This is a genomic window from Deinococcus pimensis DSM 21231 (assembly GCF_000519345.1).
Classification (GTDB): domain Bacteria; phylum Deinococcota; class Deinococci; order Deinococcales; family Deinococcaceae; genus Deinococcus_A; species Deinococcus_A pimensis.
Genome location: NZ_KI912676.1, coordinates 13864 through 31613, shown reverse-complemented (window position 1 = coordinate 31613; position 17750 = coordinate 13864). Strand labels below are relative to the sequence as shown.

Genomic DNA, 17750 nt, shown 5'->3' with positions numbered 1-17750 from the left:
CCCTCCCATCGGAAAATCCGATACTGCTGGGTTCGAGGCGCCTACACTGGAAGCATGTCCAGCCCCACCCTCGCGCAACTGCGGCTGTTCGTCAGCGTCGCCGAGCTCGGCAGCTTCAGCGAGGCCGCCGCGACCCTGCAGATGTCGCAGAGCAGCCTCAGCGAGGCCGTCGCGACCCTCGAACGCGCCCTCGGGCACACCCTGCTGCGAAGGTCACGCGTGGGCGTGACCCTCACGCCCGCGGGAGCGCGCGCGCTCGACCACGCCCGCTCGGCCGTGCTCGCCGCGAGCGACGTGCAACTCGCCGTGCAGGAGGACACGCACCTGTCGGCCACCCTCAACATCGCGACGTACCGCAGCATCGGCACGCACCTGCTCCCGGGCGTCCTCGCCGAACTCCGCCGCGCCCACCCGGACCTGCAGGTCCGCATCCACGACGCGGAAGGGGACGGTCACGGCGGCGAGCACCTCGTGCGCTCCGGACGCGCGGACGTCGCCCTGATCGACCTGCCCGTCGGCGAAGGGCTGCTCGCGTGGCCGCTGCTCCAGGACGAATACCGCCTGATCGTTCCTCGCGACCGTCAGCCCGGGCGGCTTTCCTGGGAGGACCTGCGGGGCGAACACCTGATCCTTCCCCCGGCCGCGAACAGCTGTCACTTCCGCACGCGCGCGCACCTCACCGCGCGCCACGTCGGCGTCGAGTCCTTCAGCGAGGTCGCGGAGGACGCCATGATCCTCAGGATGGTCGAGCATGGCGTCGGCGTGTCGATCATGCCCGGCCTCGCGTACGACCCCCTGCCGCCGGGGTTGCAGGCGCTGCCGCTGCCGGAACCGCTCGTCCGTACCCTGGGGGTCGTGGTCCGGGTGGGCCGGGCGAACCTGCCGCACGTCAAGGTCTTCGTGACCATGGTGCGGGCTCATGCCGCGAGGCTCCCCTCCGGACCCGAACTTCAGACCCACCGTCGACGCTGAAGGTGCCGCTCCAGCTCATCCACCGGCCCGCCCGAAGCTCGCTCCGGCGCTCGCCGTACCAGCAAGGTCGGCGTTCGAAACGCTCGCGGTCACAGACAAAACACCTGCACGAGCCGAGCGTCCGGGTCCACGCGCGGACGCTCGGTCAGGGGCGAGCAGCTCGCCCCGCACGAGGTTCACGGGACAGGTTGAAACGAACGATGCGGCGCGGCCGTTGCGTCTCGTACGCTGCGGGCAGTCCGACCCACCGACGAGGAGAAGACCTGATGACCCAGATGAAGATATACGGGCACCGAGAACACCTTCGGACGCGTCGCCGCGAGGTCTCCGACGTCCTGCATCAGGCGGCCGTGCAGGCGTTCGGGCTTCCCGACGACAAGCGTTTCCACCGCTTCTTCCTGCTCGATCGGGACGACTTCATCACCCCGGCGGATCGGGACGGGACGTACACCATCGTGGAGGTGCTGCTGTTCACCGGCCGCAGCGCGAACGCGAAACGTCACTTCCTTGAGGTCGTGTTCGACCTCTTCGAGCGGGAGCTCGGGATCGCGCCGCGCAACGTCGAGGTGGTGCTGATCGAGGCGCCCCGAGAGCACTGGGGCATCCGGGGCGTCACCGGGGATCAGCTCCGGCTGCCCTACGACGTGGACGTGTGAGCCCGTCCGGCCTGACCTGCACGGAGGACGGACGCCCTGATCGACCTCGGGTGGGACCGCGAGCGACGCCATGACGAACACGCACGACCCCCGGCCTCCTGACCTGCCGCGACGCCACGTCGATCCCATCGGGCGGAAGCTCGACCTGGAGCGCTGCGTGACGCTTCTGACGCGCGACGACGTGGCGCTCGTGACCCTGACCGGCTTCGGCGGCATGGGCAAGACCACCCTCGCCGAGCAGGTGCGCGTCACGCTGCACGGCGTCTTCCCGGACGGCGCGGTGCTGGTGCCGCTCGCGGACGTCGTGGACGTGGACGGTGTACCGCGAGCGGTGGCGCGTCACCTCGACCTTCCCGTGGACGGCGACCCAGCCTCGACGGTGCTGCGCGCGCTCTCGGAGCGGGAGACGCTGTTGATCCTCGACAACTTCGAGCATCTCCTGGACGCCGCGTCCTTCGTCTCGGACGTCCTCGTCGCCGCGCCCCGCACGAAACTCCTCGTCACCAGCCGGTCACCGCTGCAACTGACCGGCGAGCACGAGGTGCCCGTCCTGCCCCTGGCGTTGCCTTCCAGGGAAGACGACGGTCGACCGGACCGTCTCAAGGAGAGTCCTGCCGTGCAGCTCTTCGTCGAGCGTGTCGGCGCGCAGGCCTCCGCACCGGAGTGGACACCCGAGACACTCACCCTCGCGGCGAGCATCGTCCGACGTCTCGGGGGATGGCCGCTCGGCATCGAACTGGCCGCCACGCGCGCACGCCTGATGTCGCTGGCCGCGTTGCGTGACCACCTCGACGCCCAGCTCGACTTTCTCACGCGCGGCGCGCGCGACCTCCCGGCGCGGCAGCGGACGTTGCGCGCCACGCTCGACTGGGGATTCGCGCTGCTCGACCCCACGGAGCGGCGTCTCCTCGCTCACCTCGGTGTCTTCCGGGGGCCCTTCACCGCCCGGGCCGCGCTGGACGCCTTCGAGGGCGTCGCGACGCTCGACGCTCTCTCCGCGCTCGTCGAGCACGGCTGGGCGCTCGCGGACGATCAGGACACGTTCCGGCTGCTCGAACCGGTCCGGGAGTACGCCCTCGAAGTCCTCTCCGAACAGGCAGCGGACGCGGCGGCCCGCGCGGCGCACGCCCGGTGGGTGAGTCGGACCGTTCAGGCCGCGTGGGCTTCACTGGAACGGCAATGCCAGCCCGAGTACCTGAGGGACATCGACGCGGTCCTGCCGGACGTCCGCGCCGCCCTGACCTGGACGCTCGACGCCCGCGCGCAGGACGAGGCGCTCGGGATGCTCCGCGTCCTCGGTCAGTACTGGCTCGTCCGAGGGCATTTCCACGAGGGACGAGGGTGGGCCGAAGCGTGGCTGGCGCGCTTCCCGGACGCACCGGGCGAGCCTGACGTGCTCGGCCTCGCCGGTCTGCTCGCGTGGCGGCAGGGCGACACGCGCGCCGCCGAAGCGTACCACGCTCGCGCCCTCACGCACGCGGACGCGACCCTCAGCGCGAAGGGCACCGCGGACGCCCTGCGGGGCCTCGCGCACCTCGCGCTCACCCGTGGCGACCCCGCGCGCGCACGGGAGTTCGCGACGAACAGCCTCGACGCCGCAGGACGAGCCGGTGACGATCTCGGCGTGCACGCCAGCCTCGCCACGCGCGGTGTGGCGCTCATGACGCTCGGCGACCTCACCCACGCCCGGCAGGACCTCCAGGCGGCCCTCGACGGCGCGCGGACGCGACACCGGCCGGTGCTGGTGGCGCTCCGCGAGACGCACCTCGGGAACCTCGAGCGGCTCGCGGGAAGACGTGACGAGGCGCGCGCACGCCTCACCCGCGCCCTGCACGATTCACGCGCGCTGCACGCGCGACAGGTGGAATGCTCCGCGCTGCACGCCCTCGCCCTGCTGGAACTCGACGAGGGGCAGTTCGACCTCGCCAGGACGCACCTCGACGAGGGCCTGAGGATCGGTCGGGCCATCGGGGCGGACGCCCTCGTGGCGCAACACCTCGAGGCCCTGGGCACGCTCGCGGCGCGCGAGCGCCGCCCGGACGAGGCGCGCGCCCGCTGGACCGACGCGCTCGACGGGTGGACACGTGTCGGAAACCAGGTTCGACAGGACGACCTCGCGCGCCGACTGGCCCTGCCGATCGAGGCGCGTCCTCCCGATCCTCCCGCCGGTACCACGGGCGGCTCGGCCCCCACGTGGGACGCCCTGTACGACCTCACGCCCCGTGAACTCGACGTGGTGCGTCTCGTCGCGCAGGGTCGGAGCAACCAGCTGATCGCGCGTGGTCTCGGCGTGAGCGTCCCCACCGTGAACGCGCACCTGAGAACCGTCTTCTCGAAGCTCGGCATCACGACGCGCGTGATGCTCACGAGGATCGCCGTGGAACGAGGCTGGCTGGACGAGTGACGGGCGAGCGCCGCGCGATCTCGCGTACGAAGTCCTCGCGGGTCATCGCGTACATGGCCATGTCGCCACCGCGATGCGGCCCCGGGCGACCGAGGGCCCGCAGGACACCTTCGCACCGAAAGCCGAGACGTTCAAGCAGGGCGCGTGACGACGTGTTCTCGACAAAGACGGCCGCCTGGACACGCCGAAGGGCAACATCCGCTTCGAAAGCGTACGTCAGCGCGCACGCCGCCGCTTCCGACGCGTACCCGAGACGCTGATACGGCACGCCCAGCCAGAAGCCCAGCTCGGCCCAGCCGTGAACGTCGTCGAAGGCCAGTTCCACGCCGCCGACGAGGGCAGCCTCACGGACGACCGCCCAGGAATACCGGCGTCGCGCGAGGGCGTCCTGCTCGTGGCCCGCGATCCATGAGCGAGCGCCGCCGACCGGGGAGGGACGCGGAACGAAGGTGAAGCGCGCCACCGCCTCCTCGGAGGTGAGCCGCTCGGCTTGAGAGGCGTCGGACTCGTGGAAGGCGCGGAGCGTGAGACGGGAGGTGAAGAGGGTCGGGATGGTCACGTCAGGGTTCTCCGGGAGTGTCAAGGCTGGTCGAAGGCTGGTCGGGCGAGGAGCTCCCCAGCACACGCAGGAGGTCCTCTTCGGGGACGTTCGTGAGACGGAGGGTACGCCACGCGGCGGGCACGTCGGGACGTTCGAATCGGACGAACTCCACTTCGCCGCGCAGGTCGGGCTGCTCGTCCGGAAGGACATGCCCGTTCGCCCACACGGGATCGTACGCGCCGCGCCGCAGGTACTTCAGGATGGTGTCGTGGTCGGTGTAGGCGTCGAGTCCGACTTGCAGCGTGGCGGGCAGGTCGGGTCGTTCGAGCTCTCCCCGCAGCGCCCAGGGGTCGCTCCCGCATCGGCTCAGCAGAACGAACGACGACCCGATCCGCACGAGTCGCAGTTCCACCCAGCCCGCACGAGCGGGGGTGAGGTGCAGCGTGGACACGCTGTCGACGGTCGACTTCACCTCGAACTGCGGGGTGCCGCCGTCACCGGTGCCGACAGCGACGAACAGCCAGTTCTCACGTCCGGGATGCCAGTCGGCGGCGCTGTCCGTACGAGGCGAGCGGGCCATGAGGCCCAGGAGGGAAAACGAACGGATCGGGACGTCCGTGGCGCGGCCGCGCGCGTGGACACGCGCCGTCACCACGAAATCACCCGTGACGGGCTTGAACAGCAGCGGTGCCTGCCAGTCGCCGAACCATTCGCTGGTGCGCGGCTCGACGAACAGGCGGCCGGGGGCAGTCGTGTCGACGTCCAGCGTCTTCCAGCGGGACGGCCAGCCTTCGAGCTCGTCCGCTCGCCGCCAGTCAGTCAGGGAGTGAGCATCGGTGAATTCGTCGCTGAGGGACGTGAGGTCGTCGGCGGCGTTCGCCACGACCGTCAAGGTCAGGAGAGCGTTGAGGGCGAGCCCAAGGGCAAACCGGGCGGACCTGTTCGTTCTGGTGGACATGATCGTCTCCGTGAGAGCGTGGAAAACACGTTCAGGGGTCGTTCCGGCTGACGTTGTACCTGCGGTCGAGGACGGCGAGGGGCTCAGGCGGGCGTGGCGGCCACTCACGTGAGCGGGCGCGCAGCGCAGCGAGCGCCTCGAAGTACTGACGCAGTCCCGCATGTCGGGCGATCAGCAGCACGTGCGCGTCGCCATCGTCCGGCGTGCCGATCCTGTGGGAGCAGCCCGCGGGCACCACCAGCGACGTCTCGGGCAGGGCGAGGGCGACGCCCCGCCCACCGCAGGTGTACGTCATGCGGCCCGACACGACGAAGTACGTCACGCGCACCTCGTGGAAGGTGAGGCGGGGCCACTCGTCGAACGCGGCGGGCAGGAGGAGTTCGAGCAGCGTCGTGTCCTCGGAGGTGTCGGCGTGAACGTAGGCGATGCGGCAGGCGCCGAAGGTCAGGACGTGCCGCTCCCCGGGGTGCGACACAACGGCCTGCGCGGCGTCTCGAGGGAGGGACGCGTCGCTCATGGGGCCGAGCGGGAGGTGCGCGTGAGGTCGTAGGTGATCACGTCGGAGGTGCCGCCACCGTCCTCCGGGCCCTTGATGGAGCCGTGCAACGCGGATGCGAGCGCGTCGCCGCTGACCTCGACGTACAGTCCGAGGCCCTCTCCCTGCTGCTGGGGCGGGTACGTCGTGACGGTGTTCTGGTTCAGGTAGGTTGAGCAGTCGTACGAGTCGACATCCGTGATGACGCGCTGGGAGGTGGTGAAGATCGTCGGTCCGCCATAGTTGATGACCCAGCGGCCGTCGCCGAACGTGACGGCCCCGCCGGCGCCGTCGTGCGTGTCGCCGTGCTCCTCCGAGCCGTCCGTGTGGAGGCGGCTGTACCCGCCGGAGCACACGACCTTGCCGTTTTCGCTGATCTCGTCCGGACCGCCGCCGGTGACGACCAGGACGTACGAGGCGTCGTACGTGGAGGTCGTCTCGTTCCGGTGACTCGTGACGCCGCGCAGCGAGTCGATCGCCTCGGCCACGCTGGGCGGGCTGAGCCTGATGTCGAGCGTCACCTTCCGGTCGCGGGTCTCCGTGACGTTCCACTGCGGGGTGAGCGCGACGTGCTGCAGCACCGTGCGGCCGAGTCGTCCGCTCCAGCCGCACGTGGAGGCCGTGAGGACGTTGCCGGGCACGCCGAGCAGTTCCGCGCGGCGCGCGGTGAGCAGCAGGTGCTTCAGGGACGCCGCGTCGGACGCCACGCAGGGCTGCGTCTCCTCGCGCAGGCAGACTCCCACGGACGACACGGCGGCGTCCGTGATGGCCGTCTGCTGCGGCAGGAAAGCGTCGCCGTCACCCCCGTACAGCAGCGTCGCCGTGCGCGTCCAGCTCAGCATCGCGGGAAAGAGCGTGTCGAGCGCGCCGCAGCTGGACGCGAGCTGACCCAGGTAGGGCGCGACGGTGTCCTGGTACGCCCGGTCGAGGATGTCGTGCAGCCGCCACGCGAAGTTCGGGTCACCGGGCAGGCCCTGCAGTTCGGCGACGCGCTGCGCGTTGAGGAGCGCGGCGAGTTCCATCCCGTACGCCTCGGCGCCGTACTTCACGGCCTGCGCGGCGAGCGCGTCACGTTCGGCGCTGCTGCCGTCGCTCACGCCGTACCCGCTGAAGTGCAGCAGGTTCAGCGTGACCGACGAGGTCGTGGTGGAGGGGTCCAGCAACGGCACGCCCACGTGATCCCCGGCGCCCTCGTAGGAGAACACGGACAGCCGCGCGGCCGACACGGCCCGCGCGGGCGTGATGGTGAGCCGCGCGGGACGCTGCAGCCGCAGACCGTCCGGTTCGAGCTTCACGGCGCCCGCGAGGCCGCCGCTGAACGGCAGGCCCGTGACGTCCGCGAGGGGCGTCATGGTGATCTGCGTGTCGTCCACGAGGGCGTCCGGCGGAAAGGTCAGGGTGTAGGTCGTGCCGTCCGCGCCGGTCGTGCTGAGCGTCCCGCCGTTCCGCGCGCTGATCGTGTCCGCCGTCGCGGCGCCCCAGTCGGGCGTGCTGGTGACCGTGACGGGCGCGCCCGCGCCCGTCACGTCGAGCGCCTGGCGGGTCTCGTTGCCGCTGGAGTCGGTCGCGACGACCGTGAGGGCGTGCGCGCCCGCGTCCAGCGTGAGCGGGGCGCGCCACGTGGGCGTGACGTGTCCGGACGCGTCCACGTCGAAGGTGACCTTGGCGGGCGCGCCCTCGGCAGTGCTCGCGACGATCACCGGGCCGTCGTACACGTCGAGTCGCGCGAGGCCCACGTCGTCCCCGGCGGTGCCCGTCACGCCGTCGCTCGAAGCGGCCGCCGTGAGGGCCGGCGCGGTGAGGTCCACGTTCATGCTGCCCGCCGCGACGAACGGCAGCGTGAGGTGCGCGGCGCCCGCGCCGGGCTGCGCGACGTCACTTCCACCCGCCACGAGTCCATTGACGTCCGCGTCCAGCTTGAACGCCGTCGCGGTGGGAGCGTCGTCGACGTGAACGCGCGCGCCGAGGTTGCTCGAGCCCGCGATGACCCCGCCCGTGGGCTGGTACGCGGCGCTGAAGTCGGACAGCGGCACGTCGTACCGCGCGTCGCCACTCCGGAGCGTGCGGACGGTGAGGCGCGTGTCGAAGGTCTGGCCGGGCCGAGCGGCGTTCATGGGCAGCGCGGTCGTGAGGGTCAGCGCGGCCGGGTCGAGCAGCGTCGTGAGCTTCAGGGTCACCACGCCGTTCGCGACGACGTTCTGGTGCTCCTGACGACCGAAGGCGAGCAGCGCCGAGTCGGGCGTGCCGCCCCGCCCGGCGGACTGGAAGACGTACTCGCCCGGAACGAGGCTGACGGACACACTGCTCGCGCTCGGCGTGAGGTCGATGGTGTCGAGCGTGCCGCTCGGGTCCGCCTGGTGTCGCGCGTCGAACTTCACGGGTGTCCCGTCGCTCGTGAAGACCCGGACCCGCACGAGCTGCACGGCGCTGGACCCTTCAGGTGCGGTCGGTACGGCCTGCGGCGTGACGCCGGCACCCGTGACGTCCCGGAGCGGCGCGCGCAGGGTGAGCGTCACGAGATCGTGCCCTCCGGAGGGCGCGGGCGCGTTCCCGCAGGCCTGCAGGATGCTCGCGGCGAGCAGCGACGCCATCGGCTTCAGGTGATTCGTTCGCATACGGTTCCTCCCCAGCGGCTCGCGCTGTGAGGCTCACGGTAGGGGCGCGCGTCCGGATCGGCATCGTTCGGTTCAACCTGACCCCTTCGGATGAAACGAACGACGCGCCCACCGCTGGCGTCCTCGTACGCTGCGCCTCACGGCCCACGGCCCACGGGCCGAGGGAGGCACCTCATGAGCATGAGCGCATCGACGGTCGGAACGAGTCACCTCACCTCCTCACCCGCGCGTCGGCGCGTACGGCTGTACGTCGTCGTGGCGCTGCTGACCTTCGTGGCCCTGCAGATCGTCATGGGCGCGTTCAGCGTCGCCCTGGAACCGTTCGGGCTCAAGCTGTCGCCGGCGGAGCCGGGCGTCCCCGGGATGCTCGACGCGTGGTAGCAGGCGCAGTGGGCCGTCATGACGGGCTTCCTCGCGAGCGGCAGCCTGCTCGGGTTCGTCCGACGTCCGGAACGTCGGCCCCTGCTCGTCGTGCTGTTCGCGCTCGTGCTGCTCGCGGTCGGCGTGACGTTCCTGATCGCGCCGGGCCCTGGGAACCGCGGCGGGCGCATGGTCGAGGTGGACTTGCTGACGGGCGTCCCGTCGCTGCTCGTGCTCGGCGCGTACCCCGCGCCTCGCGCGTCGACGCGCGTCCTGCCCTCGCGCGTCACGACGTGGAATCCCGCGATGCTGGTGTTCGCCGCGACGTCCGCGCTGGCACTCGTGAAGGTCAGCCTTCACGAGGCGCACCTGCGGACGAGCAGAGGCCGACGTTCCGCAGTCACGCCTGCGGCCCGCGCCGTGCATCGACCTCGGGGGCGTCGAGCGTCGTCATCGTCGTGCCCGTGGAGGCGGGCCGCCCGGGGCGGCGCGTGACGTGGGCATCGTCGATTCCGACGGCCGTGATGACGACCTGGCAGGTTCGAACGAACGATGCGCGTCCGATGACGGCGGCGGTACGCTCGCGACGGTTCCGTCCGGTGGAACCCCGAGGAGATGATGAGCATGTACAAGACGACGCTGTCCGGCCTGTTCGCCTTGAGTTTCGCGCTGTCCGTCACCGCCTGCGGCGGGGGCGCGGCGCCGTCGGGCGGCCCCTCCGGCTCCGACGTGAATCCGGACGGCGTGACCTGCGAGGCCGCGCCGCCGACCTCACCGCCGCCCCTGGGGACAGGTGCGCTCGACACGTCGCTCGTGGGCGTCTGGAGGAACGTGACGGACAACCTGGAACTGGTGTTCCTCGCGGACGGACGGGCCTTCTCCGTCAACACGATGAGCGGCAGCAAGGTCGGCGCCGAGCCGGGCCGCTGGCAGGTGCGGGACGGCAGGTTGACCTTCGCCTGGCTGGTCAGCGGTGAGGAACGCGACAGCTACGACGTCAGCGGTGACGACCTGACCCTGTCCGGCTGGATGAGGCTCGGCCGCGTCGGGGGCGCCTCGGCCGCCGAGGAGGAGTTCGCGCGTCAATCCGGGGCGCTCACGACGGACGCGACGACATGGCAGGCCCGGTACCCGGTGGCCGCGGCGGTCCCCGCGACCGTCAAGGACGACCCGCACCCGGAGGTGCGTTGCGTGGGCGCGAACGTGTACGGCGCGGGACTCGACGTGGAGGACCTGACGATCCTCACGCGGTCCTACACGGACGAGTACCAGGTGGTGCACGAGTACAGGACCTTCCAGGCGGTGGAGTTCGACTTCTTCCCGAACGGGCGCTTCTGGCACAACACGATGCTGCCCAGGGGACTCGACGCGAACCATCAGCCGACGTACGACCTGACGACCGTGTGGGGGCATTACCTCGTCCGGGAAGGCGACGCGGTCACGGGGGACACCGTGACGCTCGTGTACGACGGTGGCCGCACTGAGACGGCGCGGGTGCTGAGCGGGCGACGCTACCTCTTCTTGAAGTCCAGCGGGGTGCTGTACCTCAACCAGAAGCCCAGGCCCAACCCGGGCGGGTGAGGACCGCGTCGCTCAGACGAGGTGGCGTTCCAGCGCGACGCGCGTGGCGAGGACGCGACTGCCCACGCCGAGCTTCGAGAAGATCGTCCGGACGTGCGCGTTCACGGTCGGCAGCGAAATCCCCAGCGTCCGTCCGATCTGGACGTTCGTGTCGCCCTGGACGAGCAGACGCAGCACCTCCGTCTCCCGCGCGGTGAGGTCCGTGAGGTACGACGCGGACGGCGAGGGCCGCGCCGACGCCGGGGCAGGTGACGGAGACGGGGTGTCCCCACGCCCCGCCAGCCGCGCGAGGCCTTCGTGCGCTTCTCGGCGCAGGTAGGCCGGTCCGTCGGGACCGACACGGTCCAGCATCAGCCGATACAGCTCCAGCGCGCGATCTCGTTCGCCTCGCCTGAGGGCGAGGCGCGCCTGCGTTTCGTGAATGCCGGCGAGCAGCTGCGGTGATCCGAGGTCGAGTGCGCGCGTGTACGCCTCCGCGAGGTACGACTCGGCCAGATCGTCGTGGTCGGTCGCGTACGCCCACTCGGCCAGCCCGTGGAACACCGTCAGCCACAGGCCGGGCGTGGGCAGGTCCATGAGGTGCGCGTTCGCTTCCTCCAGGGGACCACGCGCTTCGGCGGCGCGCCCGACGCGGATCAGGAGCCAACCGACGTACACGAGTGCCCGGACGATCATCGACGGGTCCGTCAGGTTCCGCAACTCGGGCCGCAGCTGACCCAGCACGTCGAGCGCTTCACCGAAACGGCCCTGCGTGTCGAGATGCGCGGCGAGCATGACGAGGGCGTTCACCTTTCCGTGCGGATCGTCCAGCCGCTCGAAGCGCGCCGCCGCGTCCCGCAGCAGACGCTCCGCCTCAGGATCGACCTGGGCGCTCATCCGCGCGACACTTCCGAGCCTCAGGATCACGTCCGCGACGTCGTGTTCGTCACCGACGCGGAGCGTGACGGGCAACGCGCGCTCCAGCATGCGCCGAGCGACCTCGAACTCGTCCTGCCGGGCGGCGAACAGGGCCACGGCCGCGGTCAGTCTCGCGACCGTGAGGTCGTCCGTTTCGCTGGCCCGCGCCAGCAGGGATTCGGTCCACACCCGTCCCTCGGAGAGGAGACCGCTGCCGCCGATGATCCAGTACGACGTGAGGTTCAGACCGACACGGACGGCGAGGGCGAAGTCGTTCGTGAGCGCCCAGTGCAGCGCGGCGCGCAGGTGCGGGTACCGTTCGTGAATCCAGACGTAGTAGGGCCGCGTCGGGTACCCGCGGGTCAGGTGACGTTCGAGGTTGGCGGCGTAGGTGTGGGCGTGCGCGGCGCGGGTGAGGTCGAGCGCGCCGTCCGCGACGAGGCGTTCGAGCGCGTATTCCCGCACCGGTTCGAGCAGCGCGAGACCGTCGCGTTCAAGGTCGGGCCGCACCACCCAGTGATGCTCCACGAGCGCGGAGAGCACGTCGAGTCGACCGATGTCGCCGAGTGCGTCCGTCGCGTCCTTCGGGGTGAACGTCGCGGGGAACACCGCGAGCCGCGCGAGCAGCGTCCGCTCGTCGGGTTCGAGGAGCGCGTGACTCCAGTCGAGGGTCGCGCGCAGGGTGCGTTGCCGTGCCGGAAGGTCACGCGCGCCACGCGTGAGGACGTTCAGTGGCGTGTCGAGCGCACGTTCGAGGTCGGCGAGGGACAGGAGGCGCAATCGAGCGGCGGCCAGTTCGAGTCCCAGCGGCCAGCCGCCCAGCCGGGTGACGATATTGACGACGTGTGCCAGACGCTCGTCATCCCAGGTGCGCCCGGGATGGACCGTGTCGGCGAGACGGACGAACAACGCGACGGACGGCACCTTCAGCAGGGACGCGCGGTCGACGCGATCGGACGGTGAGGGCAGCGCGAGCGGCAGCAGGGGCAGTTCGTGCTCCCCGGTGAGTTGCAGGGGCGTTCGACTGGTGGTGAGGACACGCACCCGGGGCGCCTCGACGAGCAGCTCCGCGACGAACGCGGCCGCGTCGATGACATGCTCGAGATTGTCGAGCACCAGCAGGAGTTCAGCGTCACGTAACGCGCCGAAGACAGCCTCGGCGGCGCGATCGCCGCCGAGGCCGAGCGCCGCCGCGACCGCCTGCGGGACGAGTTCGGCATGCGTGACGCTCGCGAGCGGAACGAACTTCACCCCGTCCGGAAAATGCGGTCCGAGGCGCTCGGCGACGTGGAGCGCCACGCGCGTCTTGCCGATACCGCCCATCCCGGTGATCGTGACGAGTCCGACGTCGTCACGTGACAGCAGGTCCACACCCTGCGCGACTTCCCGCGCCCGACCGAGCAGCTCGGTCCATTCACGGCGGCGCGACGCGTCGATCGGGGAGGACGGCTGGCGGTCTTCTCTTGACGGTTCGGTCATGAGCGGCGCGGTACTTTCTCCTGGAACGTCGGGAATCTCGGGTCATCATACAGCCGTAGGCCTACAGCTACGCCGGCGAGCGCAGCCTGCTGAGCCGCGCTACCTATGACGTGCTGGGCCGCCCGACCGGCGACCAGAACTTCAGCGACGCCTTCGCGCGAGTCAGCACCTACACGTACCTCAAGACCGACGAGCAGGGCAACTGGCTGACCTCCAACTCCACATCCGTCAGCGCCGGCAAAGTCACCTTGGAGTACGTCAGCGAGCGCTCCATCACTTACCGGTAGGACGGGGCATATGGACAGCACCTGCCGCGGTAGGGTGCGCATACGAGTTACAGAACACTGCATCACTACTTTTCTGATTTCGTCTCTTAATCCTTACGCAAGTAGTGGCGCGCAATAAAACTTACAGGGTGTTTGGTACGGTGAGCTGCAAGGGGGAGGCGGTGAGTCCTGGTAAAGGGCTCACCACCAGGGAGGACGATCCAGGCCCTACGCCTGGTACGGGTGACGTCATACGGGCATCGTTACGTGAAGCATGCTTCACGTGCTCTTGAGTCGGAACTCGCGGAGGGGTGCTGGTAGGTTGTGGTTGCACACGTGTGCGACCGGGAGACTGTATACAGCTTCCCGGATGATCGCACCAAAAATAGGGAAAACCCCCACTCAGTGGGGATTTTCTTTGGCGCGCCCGAAGAGATTCGAACTCCTGGCCTTCTCAGCCGTAGTCAGACGTCCTATCCAACTGACCTACCGATACATGAGGAGCTTTCGGCGCCATGGTTGATTACCTCTCCCATGGCTGCTGGCCTAACCGTCATCACCTTGCCAACTCACGGGCGATCGGCACCGCCGCCTGCTGAAAGCACATGTAGCGCCAGGCCAATCTCTCCCCTATCCCATTGAAGTGGCAGCTCGACTGTGTTGTTGACATAAGTCGAGTTATCACAACCCCTCTCTTGACAGAGGCTCAATGGTCACCGCGCGTCTCCGTCCCGACGGTCAGGCCATCCGCCCGCTCCACCCGTCGCGTGGTCTCCCCGTTCGTCGACAACTCCAGCGTCCGTGTCACCTCCACCATTCACGCCTGCCAAACTCGCGCGTCCTCTCCCCCACTCACGAAGAGCGAGGTCCGCCCGCGCTTCCCCCATCGAGCGCAGAGTGACACCTGCTCGACGAGCGCCGCCCGCCTGCTTCCACTTCCGCGCCTGCGCACCTGGGCAGACACAAGATCATCAGACGGCCGGAGCAGGGCATCGGTCCAAACGCGCCCACTTCGACATGATGACGTCAGCGTGGAATGCGAGGGCACGTCTCCCCTCCGTGCCGGGTCGTGAACCCGAGGCCTCGATCGTCGAGTGTTCGCGACGCGGTGAGGACGGCCGGCGCTCCCGGCAGCACACGACGACGGTGGCTACAGACGTCAAGGTGCTGAAGCCTGCGGCATTCGTGCGGGATCATGAGGCGCCACCCGGTTCGTTCAGGACGTACGTGGTGCTCCGCCCAGCGCCCTCCCGGTGCAGGACGCCCGCGTCGAGCAGGCCCTGCGACGCCGTGCGGTCGCTTGCGCCGGTGACCTCGCGGTACTCGGCGTTCGTGATACGGCCGTGTTCGCGTACGAACGCGATGGCGTCACGCTGCCGGGCGTTGAGTCCCTCCCCAATCCGCGGGACCACGCGGCGCAGGGTGACGCGCAGGCCCCCGGCGTCCTCCGCGAAGGTCGGATCCGGCAGGCCCCACGCGCGGCAGGAGTTCAGGATGCGGGTCGTCCCGGTGCCCCGGCGTTCCACGAGCTCCATGAAGTAGAACGCCTCGGCCACTTGTGGGTTGCGCAGTCGTGACGGGTGCCGCGCGGCCTTGAGCGCTTCGACGGACAGGTCGAACGGGAGCGCCAGGGCTCCACACGTCGAGCTCGTCGTCGGACACGCGAACCTGCACCCGGTCGGGAAGGGTGTAGTCACGGTGGATGAGGGCGTTCACGAGGGTTTCGCGCGGCGCTTCGAGCGGGATCGGCCAGCGTTCGGTGCGCTGAAGCCGCTGGGTGATCGTGAGGTCCGGGTTGCGTTCGAGGATGGCGCGGTCGCCCACGTCGTATCCCACCTCCAGGTACTCGCGCAGGACCTCCAGGGTGCCTTGGAGTTGTTCGAGGTGCGTGCCGCTGAGCGTGGTGTCGTCGAGGAGGCGTCCGTCCTTGAAATGCGCGATCTGCACGAGCGCGCCGCTGGCGGTGTCCTGGGGGCGACGGCCGAACAGCAGCAGCGCCGCGCGGGTGGGGCGCTCGTCCCTGACGAGGCGGAGGGGTTCGATCAACTGGCGTGGCGGGTCGTCGGGTGAGGCGTGCGGCAGCCTGCGGCGTCAAAGGCGTGCAGGGCGTCCTCGCGCAGTTCGGGGTGCGTGTTCGTGAGGGGAAAGGGACGCGCGGCGGGGAGAGCGCCCCAGGATCGTCCGCTGACCGTGAGGGCGCGCTGGGCGACCTCGTCGGGGGTCATGTCGCGGTTGGCGCTGCCGACGCGGGTAAGGTAGCGGCCTCGGTACGAGACGAGGGTGGGTGGGCGTGGACGGTGAGGGTGAGGACGCGGCGAACTTCGGGGGTGACGCGAAGCTGATCGACGATCTCGGCGAGCAGGGCGCGCAGTTCGCTGTCGGTGGGGTCGTAGTCGAAGTCGGTGGTGCCGTCGTCGTCGACGCCGATGACGAGAGGGCCGCCGCGGGTGTTGGCGAACGCGGCGAGGCCTTCGAGACCTTTCATGCGCACGGAGCATTCGCGTTTGAGTTCGAGGGTGTCGCTCTCCTCGAGGGGGAGTGTCAGCATGGACGTCCGCACTCCTGAGCGTCTGGAAGTTTATCCATATGAACGTTCATGCGCTCAACTGTTCATCCACTCGCGGAGGAGGTCGTTCACGACGTCGCTCATGTCCTTCTTCTCTCCCACGCCCTTGCCGCGGTTGACGGTCAGCAGTTTCGTCTGCACCGCGTGGTATACGTCCGTGTGCAGCAGGATCGTCGTCTTCTGGTACTCTCCCGACGAGCTCTTGCCGCGCGCGCGTCCCTGCCGGGTCGACGTCCGCGTCACTTCAGCTTCCGGTGTACGTTCCGGCACGGGTGCGGGTGTCGACGAGGATTCGGGGACGAGCGACGAGGACCTCTCCTCCCCTTCCGAGGCCGGGGTGGGTTCGTCGGCGGTGCGTTCACGGTGGAGGTCCGCGAGCGCGGCGAAGCGGCTCTTGGTCATGCGCGCACCGCCCGTACGAGCTCGTCCCCGACACGCTGATAGTCGAGCCAGCCGAGCTTGCCGCTGCGACTGCGGACGTCACGGACCAGCACCCCGGCGGCCGAGGCGTTCGTGAAGGCGGACGTGCGGCGCACCTCCGCCTCGAAGAGCGGCAGGTCCACCTCCTGCAGGAGCGCGCGGGCGGCGGCGCCGTCCGTGGCGGGTTTCGGGGGGACGAGGGTGAGCAGCACGCGGTAGGCGTTGCCGTCGGCGCCGATGCTGCGCAGGCCCTTGGTGGTCTGAAGCATCGCGTCGAGGCTCATCGCCTCGGGGTTGGTGGGGAGGACCAGCAGGTCGCAGCCGCTGGCGAGGTCGCGGAGTTCGTCGCTGGAGGGGCGTGCGGCGGTGTCGATGACGATGTGTTCGAAGCTGCGGGCGTGCCGGGCGAGTTGCTGTTCGGGGATGACCTTGAAGGGGAGTCGTTCTCCGCCGTTGCGGCTCCAGAGGGTGGCGCTGCGGTTGAGGTCGCCGTCGACGAGGAGGGTGGGGCCTTGGGCGTTGAGGTATGCGGCGAGGTGCAGGGCGGTGGTGGTCTTGCCGACTCCGCCCTTGTATCCGGCGACGGTGATGATCATGCGTTCATGCTACTGGAAGGATGGCGGTCTGTACGTCGGGACGTATGAGGTGATGAGAAGCTGAGTGTGCATACGGTTGGACATCTGTATGGATAGACGTCTTGGAGGATGATTGCTTGATTCGTTCGTGAGCTCGCCGCGACGTCAGGGTGACGGTTGACAGGTCAATTCCTGGCTGTGGCGAGCGAGGTGACGACCTCCGTACTTCTGGATGTCGAGCCATTTGTCCATACAGACGTATGAACGTTGAAGATGACGCCGGCTGTTCCCCCTGACCACCCTGCTACTGGACATCCATACGTATGGAAAGATGAACGTCCCGCTTCTTGTACGAACGGACATACGTTCGCCCTGAACGTCCTCCCGAACCGCGAGGCGCCTCCTGCCATCCACCACCCACCTCGACCCACTTCACGAGCGCAGACGAGACGACGTCGCCCCCGTGGCATCAAACGACCGCTCGACGCGGACCGTGCCCACGTCACGACACAACACTGCTCCGAGGGACACCCGCCCAGGCAAGCGCCGTCCGCCTCAAGCTCGGCCGCCGACACGCTCATCCAAGCTGACACATTCCCTGGTCGTACGGACCGGACTTCGTCCGCACCTCCAAGAACCCCCGGAGGCGCCCCCGTCCAGACAACCCAGCGAGAACCGCCCACGCGTCCGGTATGGTCGGATCAGCGAGGACAACGCCTCTCCTTCTGATCTTTCACGAACACTCGCTTGACGACGCATCCCACCTCCGCCGCGTCTCGACGTTCACCTCGCGCCCAGCGCGCTCACCTCCCCACACCCCACCTGATCGTCCTCGCGACGAAGCAGCCCGCTCCAAGGCGGGCTGCACGTTCCTGGTGTCTTCCTTCACTCGACCGACTCGGTCAAATCGTCGATCCTGACGAGC

18 protein-coding genes are annotated in these 17750 nt (G+C 69.4%); 8 read left to right on the top strand and 10 right to left on the bottom strand.

Features of this window, described 5'->3' with window-relative positions; genetic code table 11:
- The first annotated feature begins 54 nt into the window (after nt 1-54).
- The 3 genes from DEIPI_RS0125555 (at nt 55) to DEIPI_RS0125545 (ending at nt 4032) form a co-directional block, all read left to right on the top strand.
- Nucleotides 55-972, top strand: a complete 918-nt coding sequence (locus DEIPI_RS0125555) for a LysR family transcriptional regulator (protein WP_027483653.1) — start codon at nt 55-57, stop codon at nt 970-972.
- Between the two features lie 266 nt (nt 973-1238).
- Nucleotides 1239-1628: a tautomerase family protein gene (locus DEIPI_RS0125550; protein ID WP_027483652.1), complete on the top strand. Its 390-nt coding sequence runs from the start codon at nt 1239-1241 to the stop codon at nt 1626-1628.
- A gap of 157 nt (nt 1629-1785) precedes the next feature.
- Nucleotides 1786-4032, top strand: coding sequence for a LuxR C-terminal-related transcriptional regulator (locus DEIPI_RS0125545; protein ID WP_169737220.1), 2247 nt, complete (start codon nt 1786-1788; stop codon nt 4030-4032).
- Here DEIPI_RS0125545 and DEIPI_RS0125540 read toward each other — a convergent pair.
- From DEIPI_RS0125540 to DEIPI_RS0125525, 4 genes are read right to left on the bottom strand one after another with little or no spacing between them, the layout of a single operon-like run.
- A complete protein-coding gene (locus DEIPI_RS0125540) occupies nt 3992-4591 on the bottom strand; it encodes a GNAT family N-acetyltransferase (protein ID WP_027483650.1) in 600 nt (199 codons plus the stop codon). The genes DEIPI_RS0125545 and DEIPI_RS0125540 overlap by 41 nt on opposite strands.
- A 1-nt stretch (nt 4592) precedes the next feature.
- On the bottom strand, nt 4593-5531 hold the full coding sequence (locus DEIPI_RS40675) for a hypothetical protein (protein ID WP_169737219.1): 939 nt from the start codon (nt 5529-5531) through the stop codon (nt 4593-4595).
- Nucleotides 5532-5562: 31 nt separating this feature from the next.
- Entirely contained in the window at nt 5563-6048 is a 486-nt protein-coding gene (locus DEIPI_RS0125530) for a cupin domain-containing protein (RefSeq protein WP_157464087.1), read from the bottom strand.
- A complete protein-coding gene (locus DEIPI_RS0125525) occupies nt 6045-8681 on the bottom strand; it encodes an RHS repeat domain-containing protein (RefSeq protein WP_027483647.1) in 2637 nt (878 codons plus the stop codon). The genes DEIPI_RS0125530 and DEIPI_RS0125525 overlap by 4 nt, the downstream gene beginning before the upstream one ends.
- A 174-nt stretch (nt 8682-8855) precedes the next feature.
- On the opposite strand from DEIPI_RS0125525, the gene DEIPI_RS0125520 reads away from it, so the two are divergent.
- From DEIPI_RS0125520 to DEIPI_RS0125510, 3 genes are all read left to right on the top strand, one after another.
- Nucleotides 8856-9062, top strand: a complete 207-nt coding sequence (locus DEIPI_RS0125520; protein ID WP_027483646.1) for a hypothetical protein — start codon at nt 8856-8858, stop codon at nt 9060-9062.
- A gap of 18 nt (nt 9063-9080) precedes the next feature.
- Nucleotides 9081-9536 (top strand): hypothetical protein, encoded by a 456-nt coding sequence (locus DEIPI_RS0125515; RefSeq protein ID WP_027483645.1) that lies wholly within the window; start codon nt 9081-9083, stop codon nt 9534-9536.
- A 129-nt stretch (nt 9537-9665) separates the two neighbouring features.
- Entirely contained in the window at nt 9666-10622 is a 957-nt protein-coding gene (locus DEIPI_RS0125510) for a hypothetical protein (RefSeq protein WP_157464083.1), read from the top strand.
- Nucleotides 10623-10634: 12 nt separating this feature from the next.
- Here DEIPI_RS0125510 and DEIPI_RS41745 read toward each other — a convergent pair whose 3' ends face one another.
- On the bottom strand, nt 10635-12998 hold the full coding sequence (locus DEIPI_RS41745) for a LuxR C-terminal-related transcriptional regulator (protein ID WP_052352023.1): 2364 nt from the start codon (nt 12996-12998) through the stop codon (nt 10635-10637).
- A gap of 110 nt (nt 12999-13108) precedes the next feature.
- Between DEIPI_RS41745 and DEIPI_RS38480 the strand changes: the two genes are divergently transcribed.
- Nucleotides 13109-13285 carry a hypothetical protein gene (locus DEIPI_RS38480; protein WP_157464081.1) on the top strand — a complete coding sequence of 59 codons (177 nt, stop codon included), beginning with the start codon at nt 13109-13111 and terminating at the stop codon, nt 13283-13285.
- 1172 nt (nt 13286-14457) lie between these two features.
- Here the strand turns inward: DEIPI_RS38480 and DEIPI_RS36220 are convergent.
- Entirely contained in the window at nt 14458-14961 is a 504-nt protein-coding gene (locus tag DEIPI_RS36220; RefSeq protein WP_084474963.1) for an ATP-binding protein, read from the bottom strand.
- On the opposite strand from DEIPI_RS36220, the gene DEIPI_RS36215 reads away from it, so the two are divergent.
- The gene (locus DEIPI_RS36215) at nt 14858-15334 is read left to right on the top strand and encodes a hypothetical protein (protein ID WP_169737218.1); all 477 of its coding nucleotides are present in this window, start codon (nt 14858-14860) and stop codon (nt 15332-15334) included. The genes DEIPI_RS36220 and DEIPI_RS36215 overlap by 104 nt on opposite strands.
- Here DEIPI_RS36215 and DEIPI_RS38475 read toward each other — a convergent pair.
- The 4 genes from DEIPI_RS38475 to DEIPI_RS0125470 are packed head-to-tail and all read right to left on the bottom strand — an operon-like array spanning nt 15307 to nt 16846.
- Entirely contained in the window at nt 15307-15489 is a 183-nt protein-coding gene (locus tag DEIPI_RS38475; protein WP_157464079.1) for a hypothetical protein, read from the bottom strand. The genes DEIPI_RS36215 and DEIPI_RS38475 overlap by 28 nt on opposite strands.
- The gene (locus tag DEIPI_RS36210; protein WP_027483641.1) at nt 15486-15812 is read right to left on the bottom strand and encodes an AlbA family DNA-binding domain-containing protein; all 327 of its coding nucleotides are present in this window, start codon (nt 15810-15812) and stop codon (nt 15486-15488) included. Before DEIPI_RS36210 ends, DEIPI_RS38475 begins: the two co-directional genes overlap by 4 nt.
- A 54-nt stretch (nt 15813-15866) precedes the next feature.
- Complete coding sequence (locus DEIPI_RS0125475; protein ID WP_027483640.1) at nt 15867-16232, bottom strand: hypothetical protein; 366 nt, start codon at nt 16230-16232, stop codon at nt 15867-15869.
- On the bottom strand, nt 16229-16846 hold the full coding sequence (locus tag DEIPI_RS0125470; protein ID WP_027483639.1) for a ParA family protein: 618 nt from the start codon (nt 16844-16846) through the stop codon (nt 16229-16231). The genes DEIPI_RS0125475 and DEIPI_RS0125470 overlap by 4 nt, the downstream gene beginning before the upstream one ends.
- Nucleotides 16847-17750: the final 904 nt, after the last annotated feature.